Origin of the sequence: Zunongwangia sp. HRR-M8, assembly GCF_027594405.1 — a bacterium.
Taxonomy (GTDB): Bacteria; Bacteroidota; Bacteroidia; order Flavobacteriales; family Flavobacteriaceae; genus Zunongwangia.
In genome coordinates, this window is the sequence record NZ_CP115161.1 from 3,812,234 (window position 1) to 3,833,115 (window position 20,882).

General features: G+C 35.6%; 18 protein-coding genes. 3 read left to right on the plus strand and 15 right to left on the minus strand.

Going from position 1 to position 20,882, the window contains the following annotated elements; all coding sequences use genetic code 11:
• Positions 1–55: 55 nt before the first annotated feature.
• The 7 genes from PBT89_RS16580 to PBT89_RS16610 all read right to left on the minus strand — a co-directional run bounded on the left by PBT89_RS16580 (position 56) and on the right by PBT89_RS16610 (position 7,399).
• On the minus strand, positions 56–1,639 hold the full coding sequence (locus PBT89_RS16580) for an Eco57I restriction-modification methylase domain-containing protein (protein WP_270062808.1): 1,584 nt from the start codon (positions 1,637–1,639) through the stop codon (positions 56–58).
• Entirely contained in the window at positions 1,632–2,285 is a 654-nt protein-coding gene (locus tag PBT89_RS16585; protein ID WP_270062809.1) for an HNH endonuclease, read from the minus strand. The genes PBT89_RS16580 and PBT89_RS16585 overlap by 8 nt, the downstream gene beginning before the upstream one ends.
• Positions 2,266–2,934, minus strand: coding sequence for a hypothetical protein (locus PBT89_RS16590; protein ID WP_270062810.1), 669 nt, complete (start codon positions 2,932–2,934; stop codon positions 2,266–2,268). Before PBT89_RS16590 ends, PBT89_RS16585 begins: the two co-directional genes overlap by 20 nt.
• Before the next feature lie 6 nt (positions 2,935–2,940).
• Positions 2,941–5,370: an ATP-binding protein gene (locus PBT89_RS16595; RefSeq protein WP_270062811.1), complete on the minus strand. Its 2,430-nt coding sequence runs from the start codon at positions 5,368–5,370 to the stop codon at positions 2,941–2,943.
• Positions 5,363–5,587, minus strand: a complete 225-nt coding sequence (locus PBT89_RS16600) for a helix-turn-helix domain-containing protein (RefSeq protein WP_270062812.1) — start codon at positions 5,585–5,587, stop codon at positions 5,363–5,365. The genes PBT89_RS16595 and PBT89_RS16600 overlap by 8 nt, the downstream gene beginning before the upstream one ends.
• Positions 5,588–6,731: 1,144 nt before the next feature.
• Positions 6,732–6,890 carry a hypothetical protein gene (locus PBT89_RS16605; protein ID WP_270062813.1) on the minus strand — a complete coding sequence of 53 codons (159 nt, stop codon included), beginning with the start codon at positions 6,888–6,890 and terminating at the stop codon, positions 6,732–6,734.
• A gap of 230 nt (positions 6,891–7,120) precedes the next feature.
• Entirely contained in the window at positions 7,121–7,399 is a 279-nt protein-coding gene (locus tag PBT89_RS16610; RefSeq protein ID WP_270062814.1) for an XRE family transcriptional regulator, read from the minus strand.
• A gap of 675 nt (positions 7,400–8,074) precedes the next feature.
• Between PBT89_RS16610 and PBT89_RS16615 the strand changes: the two genes are divergently transcribed.
• Genes PBT89_RS16615 through PBT89_RS16625 form a run of 3 tightly spaced genes read left to right on the plus strand, consistent with a single transcriptional unit; the run spans position 8,075 to position 15,328 of the window.
• Positions 8,075–11,062 carry a SusC/RagA family TonB-linked outer membrane protein gene (locus PBT89_RS16615; protein ID WP_270062815.1) on the plus strand — a complete coding sequence of 996 codons (2,988 nt, stop codon included), beginning with the start codon at positions 8,075–8,077 and terminating at the stop codon, positions 11,060–11,062.
• 11 nt (positions 11,063–11,073) lie between these two features.
• Positions 11,074–12,477, plus strand: a complete 1,404-nt coding sequence (locus tag PBT89_RS16620; RefSeq protein ID WP_270062816.1) for a RagB/SusD family nutrient uptake outer membrane protein — start codon at positions 11,074–11,076, stop codon at positions 12,475–12,477.
• Between the two features lie 25 nt (positions 12,478–12,502).
• Complete coding sequence (locus PBT89_RS16625; protein WP_270062817.1) at positions 12,503–15,328, plus strand: M16 family metallopeptidase; 2,826 nt, start codon at positions 12,503–12,505, stop codon at positions 15,326–15,328.
• A 176-nt stretch (positions 15,329–15,504) separates the two neighbouring features.
• Here PBT89_RS16625 and PBT89_RS16630 read toward each other — a convergent pair whose 3' ends face one another.
• The 8 genes from PBT89_RS16630 to PBT89_RS16665 all read right to left on the minus strand — a co-directional run bounded on the left by PBT89_RS16630 (position 15,505) and on the right by PBT89_RS16665 (position 20,866).
• Positions 15,505–15,798, minus strand: a complete 294-nt coding sequence (locus PBT89_RS16630) for a DUF6520 family protein (protein ID WP_270062818.1) — start codon at positions 15,796–15,798, stop codon at positions 15,505–15,507.
• Positions 15,799–16,097: 299 nt separating this feature from the next.
• Positions 16,098–17,018 (minus strand): helix-turn-helix domain-containing protein, encoded by a 921-nt coding sequence (locus tag PBT89_RS16635; RefSeq protein ID WP_270062819.1) that lies wholly within the window; start codon positions 17,016–17,018, stop codon positions 16,098–16,100.
• 22 nt (positions 17,019–17,040) lie between these two features.
• Complete coding sequence (locus PBT89_RS16640) at positions 17,041–17,409, minus strand: DUF7793 family protein (protein WP_270062820.1); 369 nt, start codon at positions 17,407–17,409, stop codon at positions 17,041–17,043.
• 719 nt (positions 17,410–18,128) lie between these two features.
• Positions 18,129–18,593 (minus strand): DUF6730 family protein, encoded by a 465-nt coding sequence (locus tag PBT89_RS16645; protein ID WP_270062821.1) that lies wholly within the window; start codon positions 18,591–18,593, stop codon positions 18,129–18,131.
• A 15-nt stretch (positions 18,594–18,608) separates the two neighbouring features.
• Positions 18,609–19,481, minus strand: a complete 873-nt coding sequence (locus tag PBT89_RS16650) for a relaxase/mobilization nuclease domain-containing protein (protein ID WP_270062822.1) — start codon at positions 19,479–19,481, stop codon at positions 18,609–18,611.
• On the minus strand, positions 19,478–19,774 hold the full coding sequence (gene mbpA / locus PBT89_RS16655) for a mobilization protein MbpA (protein WP_270062823.1): 297 nt from the start codon (positions 19,772–19,774) through the stop codon (positions 19,478–19,480). The genes PBT89_RS16650 and mbpA overlap by 4 nt, the downstream gene beginning before the upstream one ends.
• Positions 19,771–20,019: a hypothetical protein gene (locus tag PBT89_RS16660; protein WP_270062824.1), complete on the minus strand. Its 249-nt coding sequence runs from the start codon at positions 20,017–20,019 to the stop codon at positions 19,771–19,773. Before PBT89_RS16660 ends, mbpA begins: the two co-directional genes overlap by 4 nt.
• Entirely contained in the window at positions 19,997–20,866 is an 870-nt protein-coding gene (locus PBT89_RS16665) for a toprim domain-containing protein (protein WP_270062825.1), read from the minus strand. The genes PBT89_RS16660 and PBT89_RS16665 overlap by 23 nt, the downstream gene beginning before the upstream one ends.
• Positions 20,867–20,882: the final 16 nt, after the last annotated feature.

Sequence of the window (20,882 nt, forward strand, 5' to 3'; positions counted from 1 at the left end):
CACGAAGGCTTTTTTATTAACCCTTGGCTATAGCGAAATACAAATAAGTATTGCTTTAAGCGTTGGCATAATCACGTAATCTTTTCATTTTCAATTTATTTCTAATTTGTGTTAATCGTTGAATACCTTCCTTATTAATTCCCAGAGTTGAATTAAGAATATTAAAATCATTTCTATTTAATATTTGCTCAATGTTGGATTTACTTTCGAATTTTGTTTTAAACTGGTTAAATTGATTTTCATTAATTTCTACATACGGAACAGGCAACTTTTTAAATTCACTTGGAATAAGCTCTAACACTCCACCACCATAATATCTACCATCTAATTCAGAAAGAAGTAATGTCAAAGTATTGTAAAATGAGTAGATAAAGCTATTTAAGTCAAAACCATTCCTCATTCCAACTTTATAAGCAGAATCTGTAACAAACGCATTTGAATTATTTTTTAAAAGCTTAGGATATAAATGACTTCTCTTAAAGAAAAAGGCCTCTGGTATTTCAGATATATTTGGAATAACATACCAATTATTTCTGATTTTACATTTGTACCTTTGAGGGATTTCCTCTAATTCTCCTAAACTTAAATACTCCCTTAATTTTTTTGAAATCTTGTCATTATCATTTAGTTGTAGAAGTTTAGTAGGACGTTTATTATCTTCGAGTTGCTGAATGTCTTCATTGCTAAATACGACCCTTCCATTTACAAATTGTCCTTTTTGAATAATTGGCTTCGTGTATTTTGATAAATTGTATTTTTTTTCAGTTTCTGTGTCAATAATGAAAAATTTATTTGCGGCAGTTACAATACCAGGTTTTGAATTCGTGTAATCATTTACCGTTCTAAGTCCTTGTTTTAGGTTCTCTATAAATGTTAATTCTTCAGAAGTCAAAAAATGATGTGTCCATTTTACTTTTGAGGAAACAAGTAATTCGTTATTTCTTAAAACGAACCTGTTTTTTTCTAATGCTTCTTTTGAAGTAATATTAGCAAAAAACTCGCCTTTGTTATCAGATTTTTTATAAGCAAAAAGTACGATTGTATCTTGCCCTTTACAATCAAACATCAAATCGTTGAAAGTAAATACTTCAATTCTTTCAAACTGATTTTTTAAATATTCTCTAATTTCTTCAGCAAATTTAACCTGTAATAATTCTGAGGGTAAAACAAATGCCAAAACTCCATTATTAGCCAACAATGTATTTGCTTTCACCAAAAATGTAGTCCAAATATTTTTGACAGATGCTTCTGTTAGGTTTTCGTTTGTATGTATTTTTTTACTTAATTCGATTTGTTTTGGTGTAAGTATATTTTTTTTGACATACGGTGGATTTCCAATAACAGCTGAATATTGCTTTGAAGATAAATACTCTAAGAAGTCTGTTTGGACAAATGAACCTGTTTTTCTACTCCATTTTATAGAAGCTGTTTTCAATTCAACTTCATTAATATCCAATGCTGTCAAATTGATATTTATTTCTTTTTCTAACTCTAATTCCGAAATAAAAGCTCCATCACCAACACTTGGCTCCAATATTGATAGACGAGACCTATTTCTAAAATGGGATAAGACTCTTTTAGAAATAAAACTAGCCAAATAGGCTGGTGTGTAATATGAGCCTGTACTTTTTTTATTCATTATAATATTCCATCAATTCTTGATGGTAAATAAAATATTTTAGGGAATAATCTCCTAATTTCTCTTTTATTACCTCATAAGTACCATCTCCAATTTGAAAGTTTTCCAACTCAACAATTAAAGCATTTATAATTTTTCTCAGTTCATTTAAATTCCATAAAACAATTATTGATCGCTCTCTTTCGTCAAATCTGAAAGCCTTCGTGGCCATCCATTTTCCTAAATCAGTTTTCCACATTATATTGCCCGAAGAAGTTCTGTATAAATGATTTTCATATTCCGCTAAACAAGCATCAACAAATCCTTCGTCATTAATATTTGGAAGGGTTTCATCCTTTGAGGGCCATAAACTACCTTTTTTGTTATTGCAGAATTTACAGCAATATGTGAGATTGTCATACTGACAATATTCAATATTTCCATTCTTTTCAAATAGACTTTTAGGGATGAAATGGTCTACTTCAAAATATGTATGCCTAAAGCCATCGAAAGAATCACAGTATCCACAGCAATTATTAAAATCTTTTTGCAAGTCTAGTTTATGCTCACTCCAATTTTTACCAGTTGGCTGCATGGTCGTAACTGTTCTTCTTATTGGTAATGTCTCTCTTACCGTCATATACCAATTACTTTTTTCTTTTGTCAAATAATGATTGTAGAAATTCTTCAGCCTCTTTTTTAGTCTTAGATAAATCATCCATTTTTTTCTCTGTTAGCAGATGTTTAGGGATTTCATTTTTTTCGGTTTTATCCAAGGCTATTAATTCATCTTGCTTAGTAATCAGTAAATCTTTTTCAGAGGCAGTTAAACCTTCTCTTTCCCCTTTTTCTAAAAGGTTCGATACAATGGTTTTCTTTTTATTAATGTGATTTCTATACTGTTCAATACTCTTAACCAATGTCGTTATGAAGTGCTCTACTTTCTTATCATCCTCATCGTTTTCACTAAAAATATCATCTTTATCAAAAATAATTTTCCAGTCTTCTACATGCGGTTCTGCTTGCTCAACCTTGTTAGTGAAAATAATATGTGGAAACAAGGGTTTTTTGTCATAAAAATCACTTTCAACTGCCTCACCATTAAAGGTAACTTGGTTAGTTTCGTTTAATTTGTAATCTATCATCAATAAATCTATATCAGACTCATAAACTTGAAGCATTAGTTCATCTAAAGTCATTCCTTGAACGAATTCATAACCGATGATTTCAATGTCATATTTTCTAAACCGTCTTTGATATTTTTTTACTTGTTTAACATCTTCATCGATATACCCAACTCTATATTTTGTTTCCATATATTTTTATTTTCTTAAGGGAAATGATATATAAACCGAAAAACCTTTGGTTGGTTCTAAAATATCTATTGTCCCATTGTTATCATCAATTACAGATTTCACGAGATACATGCCTAAACCCGTACCTATTTCTTTTCCTTTCCTATCTCTTTTTGCAGTTTTAAATGGTAAGAATATTTCTTCTTTGTCATCAAAAACTCCATCTAAACCAACTCCATTATCTGAATATAATATTTCAATATGGTCATCTTTAATGTTAGCTGAAATCTCTATAATTCTTTTCTGTACTTCAATTAGGTTGTTAAATGAATCAATTGAATTGTTAATGAGATTCGTGAAAATGGTAGATATATCCATTTCAAATGCCCTGAAATCATATGATTTATCTTTAGTTTTATCAATTATATTTAATAAAATATCTTTTTTCTTAAAGATTCTACTCCAAGATTTTTCTAAAGATTTAAGAAAGCCAGAAAATTCAAATTTCCCTCTAGTTCTTTTGTCTTTTTTAATTGCCGTTAAAGCATAGTCTACCCAATGAACTATTTTATCAGAATTTTCATCTAACAATTCAATAATATCGATCCCATCTTTAAATTCATCAGATTTTTTCTTTTCTTTTGGAACAATTGACTTAAATATTCCTTCAAGTATTTTTACTTCGACTGCGTTATCCTTAATTTCCTTCAATTCGTGCGCAAAAGACGACACTATAAGTCCTAAGCTAGCTAGTGATCTTACTTGAACAATTTCTTGGTTTTCTTGTTCTGCATTTTCATCATCAATAGCTTTAAATGTATCTTTGAAAGCCTCTTCATAGCTCTTTTTTTCTTCCTCCTCTTTTTTTTCTTGAAATAAATCTACTTTACCTATTTTTCCATAGATAGATTCTTCTACCTTTTTTCTTTGTTCTATTATTTTATCTGCAAGTGCTTCCGCTCTTTTTTGAATTTCACTTTCCTTTTGCTCTTTTGCACTTTTCTTTTGCTCTAAATAGATAGGATTAAGGATTTTTGTTCTATCATATTCAAACTCACTTATGATGCCAGTGAGAATAAGCTTGAAAATTTCAAATGTTTCATTTTCCTGTAATGCACCTCTATCAGCTTTGTCTACTAATAATGGATTTGTATTTCTAGAAATAGTGATGATGCCAGCCGTTGATTCTGGTCGTACTCTCCAATCACCAATTCTTTGACCTGGACCAGCAGGACTTTGTGCTGCACGATAACCTAACCGAAGCCAATCATTGTTTGGATCTCCATAGGGTCTAACTCTGAAAGAGTCTCTATATATTTTAACTCCTCCAAATCTTTTCAAAATAGATTTTCTTTCACTTGCTGAGATAGTTTTATAAGGATAACCTTCCTTTAATGAATTTGTTAGTTTCAAATAAAAAAATGTAAAATCAAAACTCCCAACCTCCTTTAAGTTTTTTTTATTAGAATCATTAAGCTTCCAATCTAAAACTTTATCTATAGACTTAGAATATGTGAATGTTTTATTTTCAATAGTTTGCAAATCGTAAGGATAATTTTTAGATTTAAAAACACTTAAGTATTTCTTTTTTAATAATTTGATATCTATTTCATTTCTCGTTATTTCGAAATCTATATTAAGAGTTTCAGCATTATAATTAGCTTTTAGTTTGTAATCAAAATCGTTAAAAAATGCTGTTTCGACTTTACCAAACTCTTTAGGTTGTTGAAAATGTTTAAAGAAAACCTCAAAAGGTATATTAAGTTCTTTTGGGGGAATTAAAGCTTCTAAACTTTTAAAGACGGACGATGTTTCCTCATCAAACCAATCATCTTTTAGGTTTGAAATTTTTATTATTGTTCCTCTATCAAAGTTTAATTTTTTTATAGCATTTACTATAAGCGGATTATTATTAGTGAGGCTTCTAATTTTATCTTTTAAATCAATTTTAGCAGGCTCTAACTCGGCTTCAATCTGTGAAATAGCTTTGTCTGACTCATCAAATTGATTCCAGTCCATTTTCCAAAAAGAACCAATACTATCTTTTGCTATTTTAGATAGTGTCCACATTTCTGTTTCAAACCCAAGTCTGTCTAACGCAAAACGGCCAATTCCCTTAGCACCAGTTTTCGTTCTTTTCGCATCAGATATATAGTCTTTCTCTTTATTTCCTGTTCCAATATGCATCCAATGGTCTTTAATAACTTTTTCAGTCATTCCTTCACCATTATCAATAATATATAAGATACTTTTTTCTCTTAGAGGTATTTCAATTTCTTTTCCATCACTATCCTTTATCTTTTTCCTCGGAATATCAAAAAGCACAAGACAATTATTTGAGTCAGCGTCATATGAGTTTTTTACTAATTCAATAATAGCACCTTCGGGATTAGAGAAATTTTCTCTACCCAATAGTTTACCAGCTCTTGCTGAAACTTTAAAAGCGATTTTAGACATTATTAATCTCTAGTTTCAAATGTTTGCAAACTTCTTCTAAAACCTCAGCAGGATCGATATCAATTGCAAGTGCAATTAAATAAAGTTCTTCTGCTGTTAAACGAGTAGAACTTTTCAAACTTAATTCACTTAGTCGAGAAGCACTTATTCCTGTTCTTCTGGATATTTCAGCTTTATTAACGGATTTTTTGTCCAAGAGTTTCCCTATTTCGGTCATCTTTAGAAATGTTTGATACAAATATATAAAAATAGGATGATTATTTAGATTTTCAGGATATTCAATTCGGTCGTATGCGTTAGAAAAATCATACTCTTTTTAATTTGTGAGGTACGAGCAAAACGAAAAATGCTTAATTTGCAGTTAGCTTCTCAATGCTCGTGGACAGTACTCTGGTTTTGGCTCCACCTTTTTGTTCAATGTAATTCAGAAATCTTTTGGCTTGTTTTCTTTATTCGTTTTTGAAATTACACTTTTTCGTTAAAACCCGTTATTTGCTATTCTACTTGTTGAGTGTTGTTTTGATAATCTGGATTTATTGCAATTCCAAAGTTCAATTTTCCTTATCATAAATGAATTTTGTAATAATTAATATTGTTCCTTTAACTTGCTCATAACGTCTTCGCTTATGAGTAGTAGGTTAGCACTTAACTTTGTAATTATAAACAAAGCTGAAAATCTGCGAGGACTTTCAGAAGTATGCAAGAACAACCAATTACTTAGTTATTGTCATTAGTTTTTATTCATCCAACAATTTCCTTATAAATCTCGTCTTAAATAGTTTAGCTAACGATATTTCCTTTAAACACAAAACCTAAGTCAATTATTTCTTGACCAACTGAGACATTTTTTTTTTGAAGTAGGAATTGGAATGCTTACAATTTCGTTAACTGAAGTTCTAAAAAACAGCTGCTACTATTCCTAAAAAATAAAGTCTACTACCCTGCAATTATTCCTCCAACCTTCTTCGTAAAAGAGCCTGAGTTATATAAAATACAGGACTACCGCTTGAACCTCGGAAACAGATGCGTCAATTAAAAACTTCTTTTCGTTTTCACAATCGACAGAGTAATGTGTCGCAGTAGTACCTCGTATCAAAATTGGGGTATTAGTTTTTCCTATCCCAAATTCCATTTGGGTATCCAACAAAAGTTATATTTTCAATGGCATCAATTTCTTTGATTTGAGATTCTGTCGGTATATTATCAGATGAAATATGGTTGAAAATATATATCTACGTTATGACTTTTCTTAATTTGTTCTAACAATGGAATTAATGGTGTTACTGTAATATCCACATTTGGATCATCGTTTCCTTTCCATAATTTTTAAAAATCATCAAGTTCAAGTCTAAATGAGGTTCCTAGAGTTGGTTTTTTATTTTTTTCTTCATAAAAGTAATACCACCTTTTACTGCATTTTTAACAACATACTTATTCGTTACAATACATAAGGCTTCATTTTCTTTATACTTATGCGAAGAAATAAAACCAGTTTCAGAACCGTTTTTCCCCTTTCGCATTTATCGTGTCAATTCTTACAATTACAAATAGTAATTTTTCAGCTATAGATGTTACTTCCATCCATTTTTTTCTTCAAATGCAAACTCACTATAGAAATATGTCTAAATAAACACAGTTCCGCTAAATATAAAAGATTAAATTAAAAGAAGGTTCTGGAAAACCGTAATTGAGAAAGTGAATAAAATAGTATCAAAGAATCTTCCTCAATAAATATTCAAAAGATTAAAACCTATTGGAATAAATCATCATCAAAGAAATCTACAAGCTTTATTCCTATGATTTTGCAGAATTCTTCAACAGAATAAATAGTAATTCCTCTACCAGATTTAGCACCCGTTTTCGTATTAATTTTTATATGACTTTCCCAACGACTAATAATTTGTTTTTCAACATTATATTTTCGAACAAAATCCATTTGCACAGGACCTGTTTTTTCTTCACGTAGTTGTTTAATTCTTGTCGCTATTTTATTAGCAAGGATTATATTCTCTTGGGTAAGCTCGGCCATATACGCCAATTTCGAAAAAGAAAAAATAAAAACAGTAAGCCACTTGGTTTACTATTTTTATTTTTATATATTTATCTCATATATAATATATTTGCGAAACTTCTTAAAGTAAAACATTAGAAGCATTCGCTTTGAATCTCGGATTGAAAACTGGTAATTTTTAGGAAACGAGAGGATAAGCAAGGATGCTCACGGCCCGGGGCGTGACATCTCACTTATCGTTTCCAAGGTATACCAGTACCTCAATCCGTTAAGTTGAGCCACGCCCTTTTTTGTTTTCGCGAAATAGGCCATTTCTCTTCATAATTTTCAAAGTGATTTTCTACAATTTTTTAAGTTCCGCAATCCCAAAATAAACTGTTTTGGTTGTCTAATCTTATGTCTAATCGTAAGCTTATTGCGGGATAAGCAAAATTTTTACAATCCCGTGGGTGCTGTAATACCCTATGTTTTTTTACAGCGTGGGTTGGGAAAAGCCCCTACAAGGGCTTTGGGAACATTAGTAATAGGTTTACAATTTCGGCTATAGGGAGCCGGGATTCCCCTTCATTTTTAATAAATGTATTGGGGGCTATTTGAATTAAGCTCAAAAGGCCCTCCCCTGAGATTGACGTCTGAGCGGGGAAGGCCTAAGCTTAAGTAAAACAATGTTTCACTTAAATCACACGCAAAATTATGAAAAATAATTACTCGCGCCTTAAATGGGTGGCGCTAATTATTATTGGCGGGATACTCTTCTTCCTTTCAAAGTCTGCAACTGCAGCAACCACTACTACCCTACCCTTGCAGCAGCAAGAAGTTTCGGGTATAGTAACCGATACAAACGGCCTACCTATTCCGGGGGTGAGTATAATAGTAAAAAATACCACACGCGGCTCGGTGACTAATTTAGATGGCGAATACAGCATTACCACAGCGGCGAATGCCACGCTGGTATTTAGATATATAGGCTATAAAAAACAGGAAATAGCAGTAGATGGCCGGGAAGTAATTAACGTACAACTCGAAGAAGACATCGCCGCCCTGGGAGAAATACAAATAAATGCGGGATATTATAATACTACGAAGCGGGAAAGCACGGGTAATATTTCACGAGTTACTGCCGAAGAAATAGAGTTGCAGCCGGTGGTAAACCCTATAGAAGCTCTTCAGGGAAGAATGGCTGGGGTTGAGATAACCCCTGCGGGAGGAAATCACCCGGGCGCTGCCCCTACCATTAGAATTCGGGGTACTAACAGTTTACGGGAAGAAGGAAATTTTCCTCTATATATCATAGATGGAGTTCCTATTAATTCCACACCCGTAGAAAGCAACTCCCTAATATCACAAGCAGGGATAGATCCTCTAAATAACCTGGATGTTTCAAATATTAAAAGCATAGAGATTCTAAAAGATGCAGATGCCACAGCAATTTATGGTTCTCGGGGTGCAAATGGAGTGGTTTTAATAACCACAAAGCAAGGTTCAGAAATGGGTACAAGTTTGGATGCCAGGTTTTATACCGGGGTAGCCACAGTTCCCAATCGCCTGGATCTAATGAATACCGAAGAATACCTAAGTGTAAGAAGAAGGGCATTTGAAAATGATGGGGTAGAGCTTACAGAACGCAATGCTTACGACTTACTAATCTGGGACCAGGAAAGGTATACCGATTGGCAGGATTTTCTCTTTGGTGGCACCTCTGAAACTACAAAGGCCAACCTTACTTTTTCCGGAGGAAATAAAAACACCTCCTTCAGATTAGGAGGTTCTTATTTTTCACAGGGTACTGTATACCCCGGAGATTACGACTATCAGAAATTAACCGGTAGCTTAAATTTAAACCATCGATCGGATGATAACAAGTTTCAGTTAGACTTATTGGTTAATTATGGTGTGGATGTCAATGATCTTGTGGGGGGCATAAATTTTAATTCTTCAACTGCCTTATTACCTCCCAATGCTCCGGCAGTTTTTAACCAGGACAAAAGCTTAAATTGGGAAGAATGGGGAGCAGCTGGTTTGGATAATCCCTTTGCAGGTTACTATAATTCCACTAATACGCAAACCAATAACTTTATTTCAAACCTTGGTTTGTCTTATGAGCTGCTGAATGGATTACAATTTAAAACCAGTTTGGGTTACACCAATTACGATGTAAGGGAACTTCGAAAACAACCCATTAGATCATATAACCCTTCGAGTTCCATAACACATAAATCTTTTCATTTAAGCTCCAGGCGAAACTCCTGGATAATCGAACCTCAATTAAATTATACTGCAAGTTGGAGTAAATTAAACCTGAACGCTATTGTTGGTGCTACCCTTCAGGAAAATAAAGATATATTAGAAAGCTTCCAAGCAGATGGTTATGCCTCTGAAGCACTAATAGGAAATATAGGTGCCGCAGAAAGTATTACTAATGCAAGACGGGGAAATACTACTTACCGGTATGCAGCTATATTCTCAAGGATTGGACTTAACTGGGATCGAAAGTATTATTTAAATTTTACTGGCAGACGCGATGGATCCTCCCGTTTTGGACCGGATAATCGCTTTGCCAACTTTGGTGCAATAGGTGCTGGCTGGATCTTTAGTGATGAAAAGTTTATGGAAAAAGCTGTACCATTTTTAAGTTTTGGGAAGCTTAGGGGAAGTCATGGTACTACGGGAAATGATCAAATTGGAGATTATGGTTACTTAGATGCTTATGAAGCTACCAGAGGCCCTGGTGGTCTCTATCCTACAGGGCTGGCCAATCCAAATTATTCCTGGGAAATTAATAAAAAACTAGAAGGAGGGATTGAACTTGGGTTTATAGATGACCGCATTCGTCTAGGTTTAAGTTATTATAGAAATCGCTCTTCAAATCAATTGGTGGGCTACCCTCTTCCCGCAATGGCAGGTTTTACATCGGTCCAGGCCAATTTACCAGCTACTGTAGAAAATACAGGTTGGGAAGCTGAACTCACCAGTTTGAATGTTGATTCTGAAAATTTCAGATGGCAGAGTTCCTTTAATATCAGCTTTCCAAAAAATGAACTGCTTAGTTATCCAGATATTGAACAATCTTCCTATTCAAATACCTACCGGGTTGGTTATCCATTAAATATTTCCCTTTTATATGAATACACAGGATTAGACCCTGAAACCGGTTTATACACTATAAGAGACATTAACAATGATGGCAGTTATGATTACCAGGACCGATTGATTATAGAAAATAGAAACAGAACTTTTTTTGGAGGTCTAAGCAACAATATCTCCTATAAGAATTTCTCTTTGCAGTTTTTATTGGAATTTGTAAAGCAAGAAGGGAGACTTATTTCCTTCACCGGAGGCAATATTGCCAACTCCACGAAAGCTGTTTTGGCCGGCCTGGAAGAAGACAGCCCTTACCAGCTTATTTCTCAATCTCCGGCCTCCATTAATTCCTATGTACAGCTTCAAAATACCATTTTTCCAATTGTAGACGCCTCCTATCTCCGTCTAAAAACCGTTTCCCTTTCTTATAATTTATCAAAAAATCTACTACAGCAAATAGGCATCGGAAACTGCAGGTTATTCGTACACGGTCAAAATTTACTTACGGCATCCTCCTATGAGGGAAATCCGGACCGACCTTACGGTACAGGCATTGGAGAATTAAGAACAATCACCGGTGGCTTAGAAATTAATTTTTAAATGAAAATATTATGAAACGAAAATATATAATAAGGACCTGCATAATAATAATGGCAATAAGTCTTTTCCCTTCTTGTGAAGATTTTGTAGATGTGCCAGCGCCAGAAAACAAAATGGTAAAAGAAATTGTATTTAATGATGATGCCACAGCAAGGAGTGCTATGACAGGTATTTATAATCAACTTTTTTTATCTGCTTTTTCAAACGGTCAAAGAAGTAGCGTTACTGTGCTTGCTGGTTTATCTGGAGATAATATTAGAAATATAAATACCACAAACATAACCCGGATGCAGTTTGAAGCAAATGAACTATTACCTGAAAATACCAACAACCTGGATCTGTGGTCCAGTGCATACGCTGTTATCTACATGACAAATTCATTGCTAGAAGGTCTGGGAAGTTCTGATAAAATTAGTACTGACCTCAACGTGCAACTAGAGGGAGAAGCTCGTTTTATTCGGGCTTTCACCTACTTCTACCTGGTAAACCTATACAATGATGTCCCATTAATACTATCTACAGATTACCGGGAAAATCAGTTAAGCACCCGTGCGCCTATTTCGGAGGTATACGAGCAAATTATTAATGATTTACAACTGGCACAAGAATTTTTAAATATTGAATATAGGGATGAGGAGCGAACCCAGGTAAACAGTTATGCTGCTCGTGCACTGTTGGCCAGGGTGTACCTCTTTCTAGAAGACTGGGAAAAGGCAGAAGACCACAGTACTGCTGTAATACAGGCCAAATCTCATTATGAAATTCTTGAAAATCTTAATGAGGTTTTTTTAGCTAACAGCAGGGAAGCCATATGGCAAATATCACCAATTGGCAGTGGTTTTTCAACACATACCAATGAAGGCAGTGTTTTTATCATTGATCCAGTGTTTACTTTTCTGGCTAGCTTTCAACTGGAAGAAGATTTCGTTCAGGTATTTCAGGAAGAAGATAAACGATTAACAGATTGGATTGAATACCATAACAACTTGGAAGTTTATTTCTCTCACAAATATAAGGTTCGGAATAGTACAGATTTTCCTATCGAGGAATATTCTATGGTCTTGCGCTTAGCAGAACAATATCTCATCCGAGCAGAGGCAAGAATCCACCGGGGAGACCTAACCGGTGCTCTGGAGGATTTGGATACAATTCGCCAGCGAGCAGGACTAGATTCATTAACTGAAACCAATACGGAAATTGGTGAAACCTCATTATTAGAAGAAATCATGGGAGAAAGACGAAAAGAATTATTTACCGAATGGGGCCATCGTTGGCTGGATCTAAAACGCACAGGGAAGGTAGAATCGGTTATTGGTCATGAGAACCCACAATGGGAATATACCGATATCTGGTATCCAATTCCAGCGGAAGAAAGAATGAGAAACCCCAATCTAACGCAAAACGATGGTTATTAAAACATACAATTATCAAAAACTTCGAATGTTTTTATTCATTTGTTTAATAGCATTTCGGAGTTCTCCGGCCCAGACTAATGAGCATATCGCACAAGAATTAATTCCCCTGGATAGTACGGTTCGATACGGAAGACTGGATAATGGGTTCACTTATTATTTGAGGAAGAATAATTTTCCTGAAAAAACTATAGAACTCCAATTGATTGTTAAAGCAGGACGTATTCATCGAGACGAAGACCAGTTAGAATATGCGCATCTTTTGGAACATTTATTAGCTAAAGAAACTCAAAGTTTTAAAAATATTAGGAAGCATTTTAGAGACCTGGGAGGCATTAGTGGGGCAGAAACGGGACATCCTTTTACCTCATATGATCTTAGTATTCCATCCAGCACCAGTCAGAATCTTAAAGATGGCGTAAAGGTTTTACGGGAATGGAGCCAGGGCCAGAGTTGGTCACAAGAATCAATATCCGTTGAACGGGCAGCGGTTTTAGGGGAAATGAGAAATAGTGATCCTTATCGAAGATGGAGAAGCTACATAATAGAACGGGAAGTTTTGGGAGGTTATGGATATAAAATTATTCCACGGACAAAATTTAGAGAAAATATTGAAGACTTCAAGCCTAAAGCCCTGAAACGCTATTATAAGGACTGGTATAGACCCGACTTGCAAGCTGCTATAATAGTAGGTGATATAAATTTGGATAGTATGGAAAACCTTGTCAAACATCGATTTTCTGATCTTAAGATGCCAAAAAAACCTAAAAATGAACAGGTGTACCTGGATAAATTTACCGTGAGTTTTGATGGAAAAAATAAATTTAGTACTGTCATTGACAGCCTTCATCCGGGGTTAAAAATAGAGATCATTCGTTCAAGACCAAATTTTGGATTTAGTGCAAAGACAATAGAAGATTACCGGATGATGCTCTTGCAACAAATCTATGATATTCTTCTTTCCGAAAAACTCAAACCGCTTCAGAACCAATACGAACCTCCATTTGAAAAGTTCGAGCCGAATTACCGGTCAAATTTGCTCCCGGGGAATCAGGTTAATGCTACCTTAATGCGATTAGATCTGAAAGGCGGCAGTGCTGAAAATTTAAAAGACCGCTTTCAAAGGGGAATAATTTCTTGGAAACAATTGCATCTTAATTTTCGGATTGAAGCATTGGAAGAAGCCAAATTACAATTGAAAGAAAAATATCAGAAAGATAGATTTATCACCTCTCATTCATTGGCTAATAAATATGCACATCATTTTATTCGTGATAAAGCCGCACCAAATCCACAAGTAGAGTACACCCTGGTCTCAAAAATTTTGAGTCAAATAAGCCTGAACGATATGAAAAATTATTCTCAGGAATATGCTACTTTAAAGGAAAATACAAACTTTATTTTCCTCAAAGGAGAGAAAGAGACAATCCCGGAACTTCAACTTTTCAAAGAATGGATCGAAGAGGTAGACTCAATGAATATCGAGCCCTTGAAGCCTCCTAAGTCAGCTATAACCAGTCTATCAGAAGTTGCAAAAATTCCAAGTATTGATATAACGGAAAAGCTTTCTGTAAAGGAAAATTCAATAGAAGTTTCCACTGTCTTACTTCCCAATAACATTAAGTTAGTCCTAAAACCTACTAATCCTCAGGATAATTATTTTGAGAATACTGTGGAATTGAAAGCATTTCGCCCTAATCCTGCACCTCAAAATAATAGGCAAAAATATCAGGCAGTAGCTACAGTTCCTGAAGTCTTGCAATACAGTGGAGCGGGTCCTTATACTAAATTTCAAATAGATGAATATATGAGAGATAATGGGCTTCAATTACGGTTGAGTACTAATATGAAAAATCAGCTTATATCTGGAAAAGCAAAAATTAAAGATCTTCCTGAACTTCTAAATTTACTATACCTTTATCTAAACAAACCTCGACAGGATGAAAAAGCTTTTAAAGCATTTAAAAAAGATCAATTAGTAAATTTAGAGGGTAGATCAATTAGAGGTTCCTCGCAATTTATAATGGATAAAATAAAGGCTATCTGCTACCCTGAAATTCCTGTTCTTGGAATAAATGATCTGGAAGTTCTTAGAATGGATGAAGTATTCGAAGCAGCTAGTTCATATTTTTCAGATTTATCTGGTTTTACTTTCGTAATCACCGGTGATTTCAGCAAAGATGAATTATTACCCGTTTTAGCTAACACACTTGGAGCTTTTCCTACTCAGCCTAAAGTTATCCATACGGATAATAAATTGGATTACCCTTTTAAAAGGATGACTGAGAAACTATACTTTAAGAATACTAATCAAGTATATACCAAGCTTTACTTTCCGATTAAGATTCCTGAAGACACTAAAACGCAAGTTGAACTTCAACTTTTATCGAAAGCACTAAACCAACGAATTTTTGCACGATTGAGAGATGGTTGTTATGCACCTTCCGCCCGAGGAATCTGGATGGATAGAGCTAATGGCATTTATGCCTTTGAAATTACCTTCGATAGTGAATTAGGAGATGAGCAAAGAATGTTAAACAATGCAAAAGAGGAATTTAAAAAACTTAGAGATAAAGGGGTTGACAAGGAGTGGCTTGAAAAGGCTATAGTAAATGAATTAAGAATTTACGAAAATCGGTTCAACAGATTTGGGTATTTCAATTTTTGGCCAGATTATCTTCAACAAAAATTAGAGAATTCAGAAAACCTAGAGAAGGAGTTACTAGAATACGGAACTCTTTTGGAGCATTTTATTAGTCTGGAAGATATCAATAAAGCCGCGAAGAAATTTATGAATGTGGCAAAATTACAACTATTTCAAGCCTATCCTGAAGGCTATCAAGACTTAAAATAGAAAGTGAAAACGGACAGGTATATTTGATACAACGGGTAATAGTTATATTGGAATTAAAAAACCCCTTCAGATAAATGGCTGAAGGGATATTGTTTAAAACTTAATATTATGAAAAATTAGAAATTAAATGTTAAGGGTTTAAGTCCATCGCCATTCGATGGACTTATTAAAATACACTACAAGTTGATCACCTGGGGTGTACCTTCACCACTTGGTTTTGCATTGTTATCGCCAAGCTCATCAAATACCTCGAACACAGGTCCGTTAGCTCCCAGTTGTACTCGGCAAATATCATCAGTACCTTGACAATTTTGCTCAGGTATCGCTTCCCATTCACCATCCAATAAGATATAATCCATGGCTTGCATTTCTGGTTCTGGATCAGGTTTAAGGTCTACGGTGGCAAAAGCCATTCCAATGGCACAAATGAATGCCAACATCGGTAATAAAAATTTTACATTTCTCATCATTAAAAAATTTAATTGTTAATATAAAATGCCGTTATAAAACAGGTATTCGGCCTCACCTGCACTATCGCGCAATAATATTTTTAATATCTCTTTCTCTATATTTCTGTTCTTCAAAAAATTCAAACTATCTGTCTACTCCAGATCTAAAGGCTCTATTTTTTAAACAGTTTCTCGATCTTATTTTTGGAAAATCAATTAATTTCTCATCTCACGTTCTTTATTGATTATCAATGATGTAAAATTGCAGAATAAAAAGTGACAGAAGTGGAGGTAAGCTTATCAAATTGGGAGAGAATTTATTAAACATTATGGGTTTTACTCCGTTCCCGGTACGATTTGGGGGTCATCTTCACCTCCTTTTTAAAATACCTGGAAAATTTGGGATAGCTTTTGAAGCCCATTTTAATTGCTATCTGGTGCAAAGAATATTCGGTATTTTCGACCAGGATTTTACATTGAATGATACGATGTTTTTTATGGTATTGCTTAGGTGTAAGCCCAACTACTTTTTTAAATCCAGTCTTGATTTTATGCTCGTTGGTATTAAACATCCGTGCCAGTTCGTAATTTTTCTTAGAAGGCTCATTAATATGGTCCAGGATATATTCCTCTATATTCAGGAAAAGCTGCTGATCCCAAATAGAAATCTTATTTATCGACTCGTTTTCCTTTAAGTTAAAAAATTTATCCTTTTGGGAATCAAGGAGTGATGAGTGAATAGTGAACCTGCTATGGCCATCATGCGTTACTTTAGCAACCACTGTATCCAGTTTAAGCTCCAGAACCTTATAAAACTCATAAGCGAGTTGAAGGTTTATAAAGTTTTCTCCTGTACTAAGTAAATTCCGGATATTTTTTCTAAACTCCAAATTGGAACTAGGGGTCAATAAATTTCCAAAAGACTTTCCCTTTAAGCTGTTCTGTTGTTTTATGTCGCCAAAAACATCCCCATCACATTTATAATCCAGAATTTGAAGATTTTCATCTATTAAAAAGGTCAGCGTACTTATAACCACTACTTCATTATATCGATTAGCCCAAAGAAACTGTTGGCGACTTCGATTGAGCCTTTTAGCATTGACGTTGAAAACGGCAATGAGCGCCTCTAATTCATCACGAAACCCGGTTCTTATAATTTGAAAACCGAAATTTCCCTTCCCTATTTCATATAACATCTGGTAAACACCTTGTAGGGTTAACCTATTAAATTCGCGTTCCATATTTTAATATTTTTTGATTACTTCATTCGCAGTAGGGCTTTAAAAATAGAATAGCCTGGTGATTATGATTAAATACTTTGGCGGGAACTTTTTTTCCATAAGTTCTAACAAAATATTCGGTGAGCAGGTTATCAAGGGGATGTTTAGTATAAAAAGCTACAGCCCTGATAAGAAGCACACCTTCATCTGCAAGAAATTCCAGGGCTTCCGGTTCTGCGCTTCGAATACCTGAAGTATCGCAAAACACTGGATATTCGCTGTCTTGTTGAAAAATTAACCTCGATTTTAATATTTCCCTTGCTTTTTCCAAATTTAGGTCAAGTTCATCCCTGTATTCTAAAAATAGAATACCATCAGTCAACTCCATATTTATGTACTCGGCTTCAAACATCTTCCAGGCTTTATTAGAACAAACGAAGAGAAGATCACTTCGATGTTCCTTTCAATCAATCTTTTATAAGTAACAAAAAAATACTTATCAAAAATGGAAGAAAACTTATCAATTCGGGAGTTTTTTCAAAAGCTGGCTGAAATCATCTCTCCCAAACTACTCTTTCACACAAACTAAATAACAAAGAAATACTTGTCTATAAGGGATTAAAACTTGGCTTTAAAGTATTATTTTAAGGAACGATTTTAAAAAACCCATCCCCTTTAAATTTACATTCTACTAATTTAAGCCTAAATAGTTAGGTTAACATTTGCCAAATAAGATTTAAGATTTGTCTTATATGTCCCATTAGTCCTAGAACAACCCCTGTATTGAATTATTCTACCTATTCCTGATCTAAAATTTTAATTTACAATCTTACAATTACCTCCTACCCCAATATCAACCATAAGCTACGCCGGATCCCATGTTGTTTTTTTAGCGTACGGGAAGTACTGTAAAAACAGCATAGGATCGCATTAAATTCCTTTATTAATAACAATAATTTTTATCCTATTTTCAGGACCTTCCTATCCTCTTGGAAACCACGTCCTATCCACCACTGCTAAAAAAATTAGTAGTGGCAAGGAAAGTTTTTACCACAAATTCCATCGGGTTTACCGGGGGTTTCCGTAACATTTTCCGAAAATCAAAAGTACCTTTATACAGACCATTTGTCATTACAAACCCTGGTATCCATCCTCTAGCCACTTGCAGTATTCCTCCTGGACTTCCGGGTATGCTGCAAAATAATCCTCGTACTGGGTATTCTGAGATTTCATTTCCATCATCGCCCCGTAAACCGAAAAGCTTTCCTCCAGTTTTTCATTGGCGGTATACCCAAAATACCCCACCAGGCCCAAAGCAAGAATTCCAAGTATCCCGAAAAGGATAAGCAGGTAATTGGGTATGATCCTGGCACGTTTTAATTTCCTGTCTATCTCTTTTAAGATTTCATCGGTTATTTCCTTTTCTGCTTCCTGCTTTTTAAGGAATATGCCTAGATTATTTTCCAAAGCATCGGTGCTAATGGGAATACTCATAGATACCAATTGCTTAGATAACTTTTGAAGTTCCAGCACCGCAGTTTTAAAATCAGCCATTTCATCGGCCATCAGTTCCATAATTTCATCTAGTTTTTTCATAACTCAATTATTTATTTAATATCCATATCCTATCCCGGTATCCCTTACTACTTTCAAGGCCCTTTTTAAAAGCTCCTTGGTTATTTTGGTAGACAGGTTACCGCTTAGCTGCACCGTCTTGTTTAAGACCTGCAGTTCCTTTGGCGCCTGCGTTAGCCTTTTAAAACCCTGGTTTTGCGAGATAGCAGGGATCAACCTGTTACCACTCATCGACCGGTGAACTTCACTGGCCTTAAGGTTCACCCCCTTGTATTCCACCCGGAAACCCTGCAGTTGGTTCGCTTTATTGATAGTAGGAATCACCTCCACCTTCTGGGCCCTCATCTTGCTGATATACTCATCCAGGGATTTTGGCCTCGACTGGAGTACCCGGTCATGTATATTCCTGATCTCCTGTCGCAAACCCTTTAACTCCTGAAGCTTTTCCTGCTGTACTTCCCGAACCCTTATAAAGCCCAATTCCCTGGCAACATTATCTGCCGCGAGCTGGCTTCGTTTCCCGATAAACCGGTCATTGTAAGTCTTCCCATCAAAGCCGATCCTGTTGGTATAGATATGGATGTGCGTATGCGCCTTATCCCTGTGAACAAAACCAATGGACTGATGGTCCTGAAGCTTCATCTCCTTTAAGAACTTTTTAGCGACCTCTTCCAGGTCCATTTTACTGAGGTCCTTCCCGTCCTCAATGTTCGGGCTGACGATAAAGCTTAAGGTGTTATTGGTGCAGCGCTCATTCTGCGACTGGATAATCCTGAACTCTTCGGCGATCTCGCCGGGAGTATCCCCGGCCACATGTTCCCTGAGCACAATTTCAGCTTCCTTTTCCTGGTTCCAGCCATAGGCTATGGAAGCCCTGGTCCTGGAAATAGCATGTCCTTTCCCTATCATTTTTTAAAGTTTTTTAAATGTTTCCTGATTTCTTTCGCCAGGTCTTCCACCTCCCTGGCCAGTTTTGGATCCCGCTTTCTAAACATATTCCCGATACGGCTAAAGTTGTTCTTGTACTGTACCAGCATCTGGTAGGTCTCCAGTTGTTCAGGAGTGAGCCTTTCCACGATATTCTTATCAAAGGCAGTAGCACGGATATATTCTGAAAGTGAAATTCCTGCCCTGGCCGCCCTTCTCTGGAGCAGCTTCTTCTCATAGATCGAACACCGCACCTGGATGTATTCCCTTTTCATCTTTTTCCTTTTAAAATCTTTGCAACCACCGGGCGCAAAGCAAGATTGTCATTACAATGACACATCTTGCTTTGCTTTTTCGAAACTGGAACTGCCTGCTGAAGCTGCTTTTGTTCCCGCTCCACTTTTGAATCTTTAATACCATACTTTTCATCCAACCGAGGGCTTACCAGAAAAATAACTTCCCACTCGGCACTCCCCGCTTTAAGTACAGCAACCTCCTTACTCCCTCCGATCCTTTTCATCCTTCAGTTTTTCATTGAGGTCTATATACCCGCTATAGGAATCACTGCAATCGGTGATATGATTATAAAGCTGTAAAAGGGAAGCAGCCGCTTTTTTACCGGCAGTATCATTATCCAGGTACAGTAATACCCGCTCATATTTCGGAAGTAAGCCTTTAATACGATCCACAAAAGCCAGGGAATTTAAAACGATAGCATCTGAAGAATTCACCAAAACTTCCTCCATAGTCGCCAGGGATAGAAAATCAAACATCCCCTCCGTGATAACCAGCTGCCTTGAACCATTTTGAATAAAGGAATAGGTCTTGGGACTACTGGAATTTTTAAAGTACTTATTGCGAAGTTCCCAGCCGCCCTTATTATTCCGTAGTCCTATGGCATAAAACTGCCGGTCTTTATATTGGTACCATACCTGGGCGCAATAGACCCTGGCAACTTCAACAGGAATCTTCCGGAAATCCAAATAACTGATTAACGCCCGGTGCTTTAAAGTTTCCACCTTCAGCACCTTAATCCCTTGTTTCACCACCGGCTTCTTTACAGGTGGTGAAAAAGTAGCGATCGTACCGGTTTCCAAAAATTCCAAAGCTTCCCTGTTAGAAAAAGACTTTACCAGCATAACAAGGTCAATAACATTACCCCCTTTTCCCATTCCGAAATCATACCAGAGGTTCTTTCTTAAAGAAACGCTGAAAGAGGCATGTGTTTCTGACCGCAGGGGACTCAGAAACCAGGCTTCTTTTTCCGTTGTTTTGCTGGGAAAGTGCCCTAATTTTGCAAGCGTTTTTACGATGCAAACATTACGGGCTCTTTCCCAGCTTATCCCAGGTGTTCCTGTTGTTCTCATACTTTTGATTTTTAAA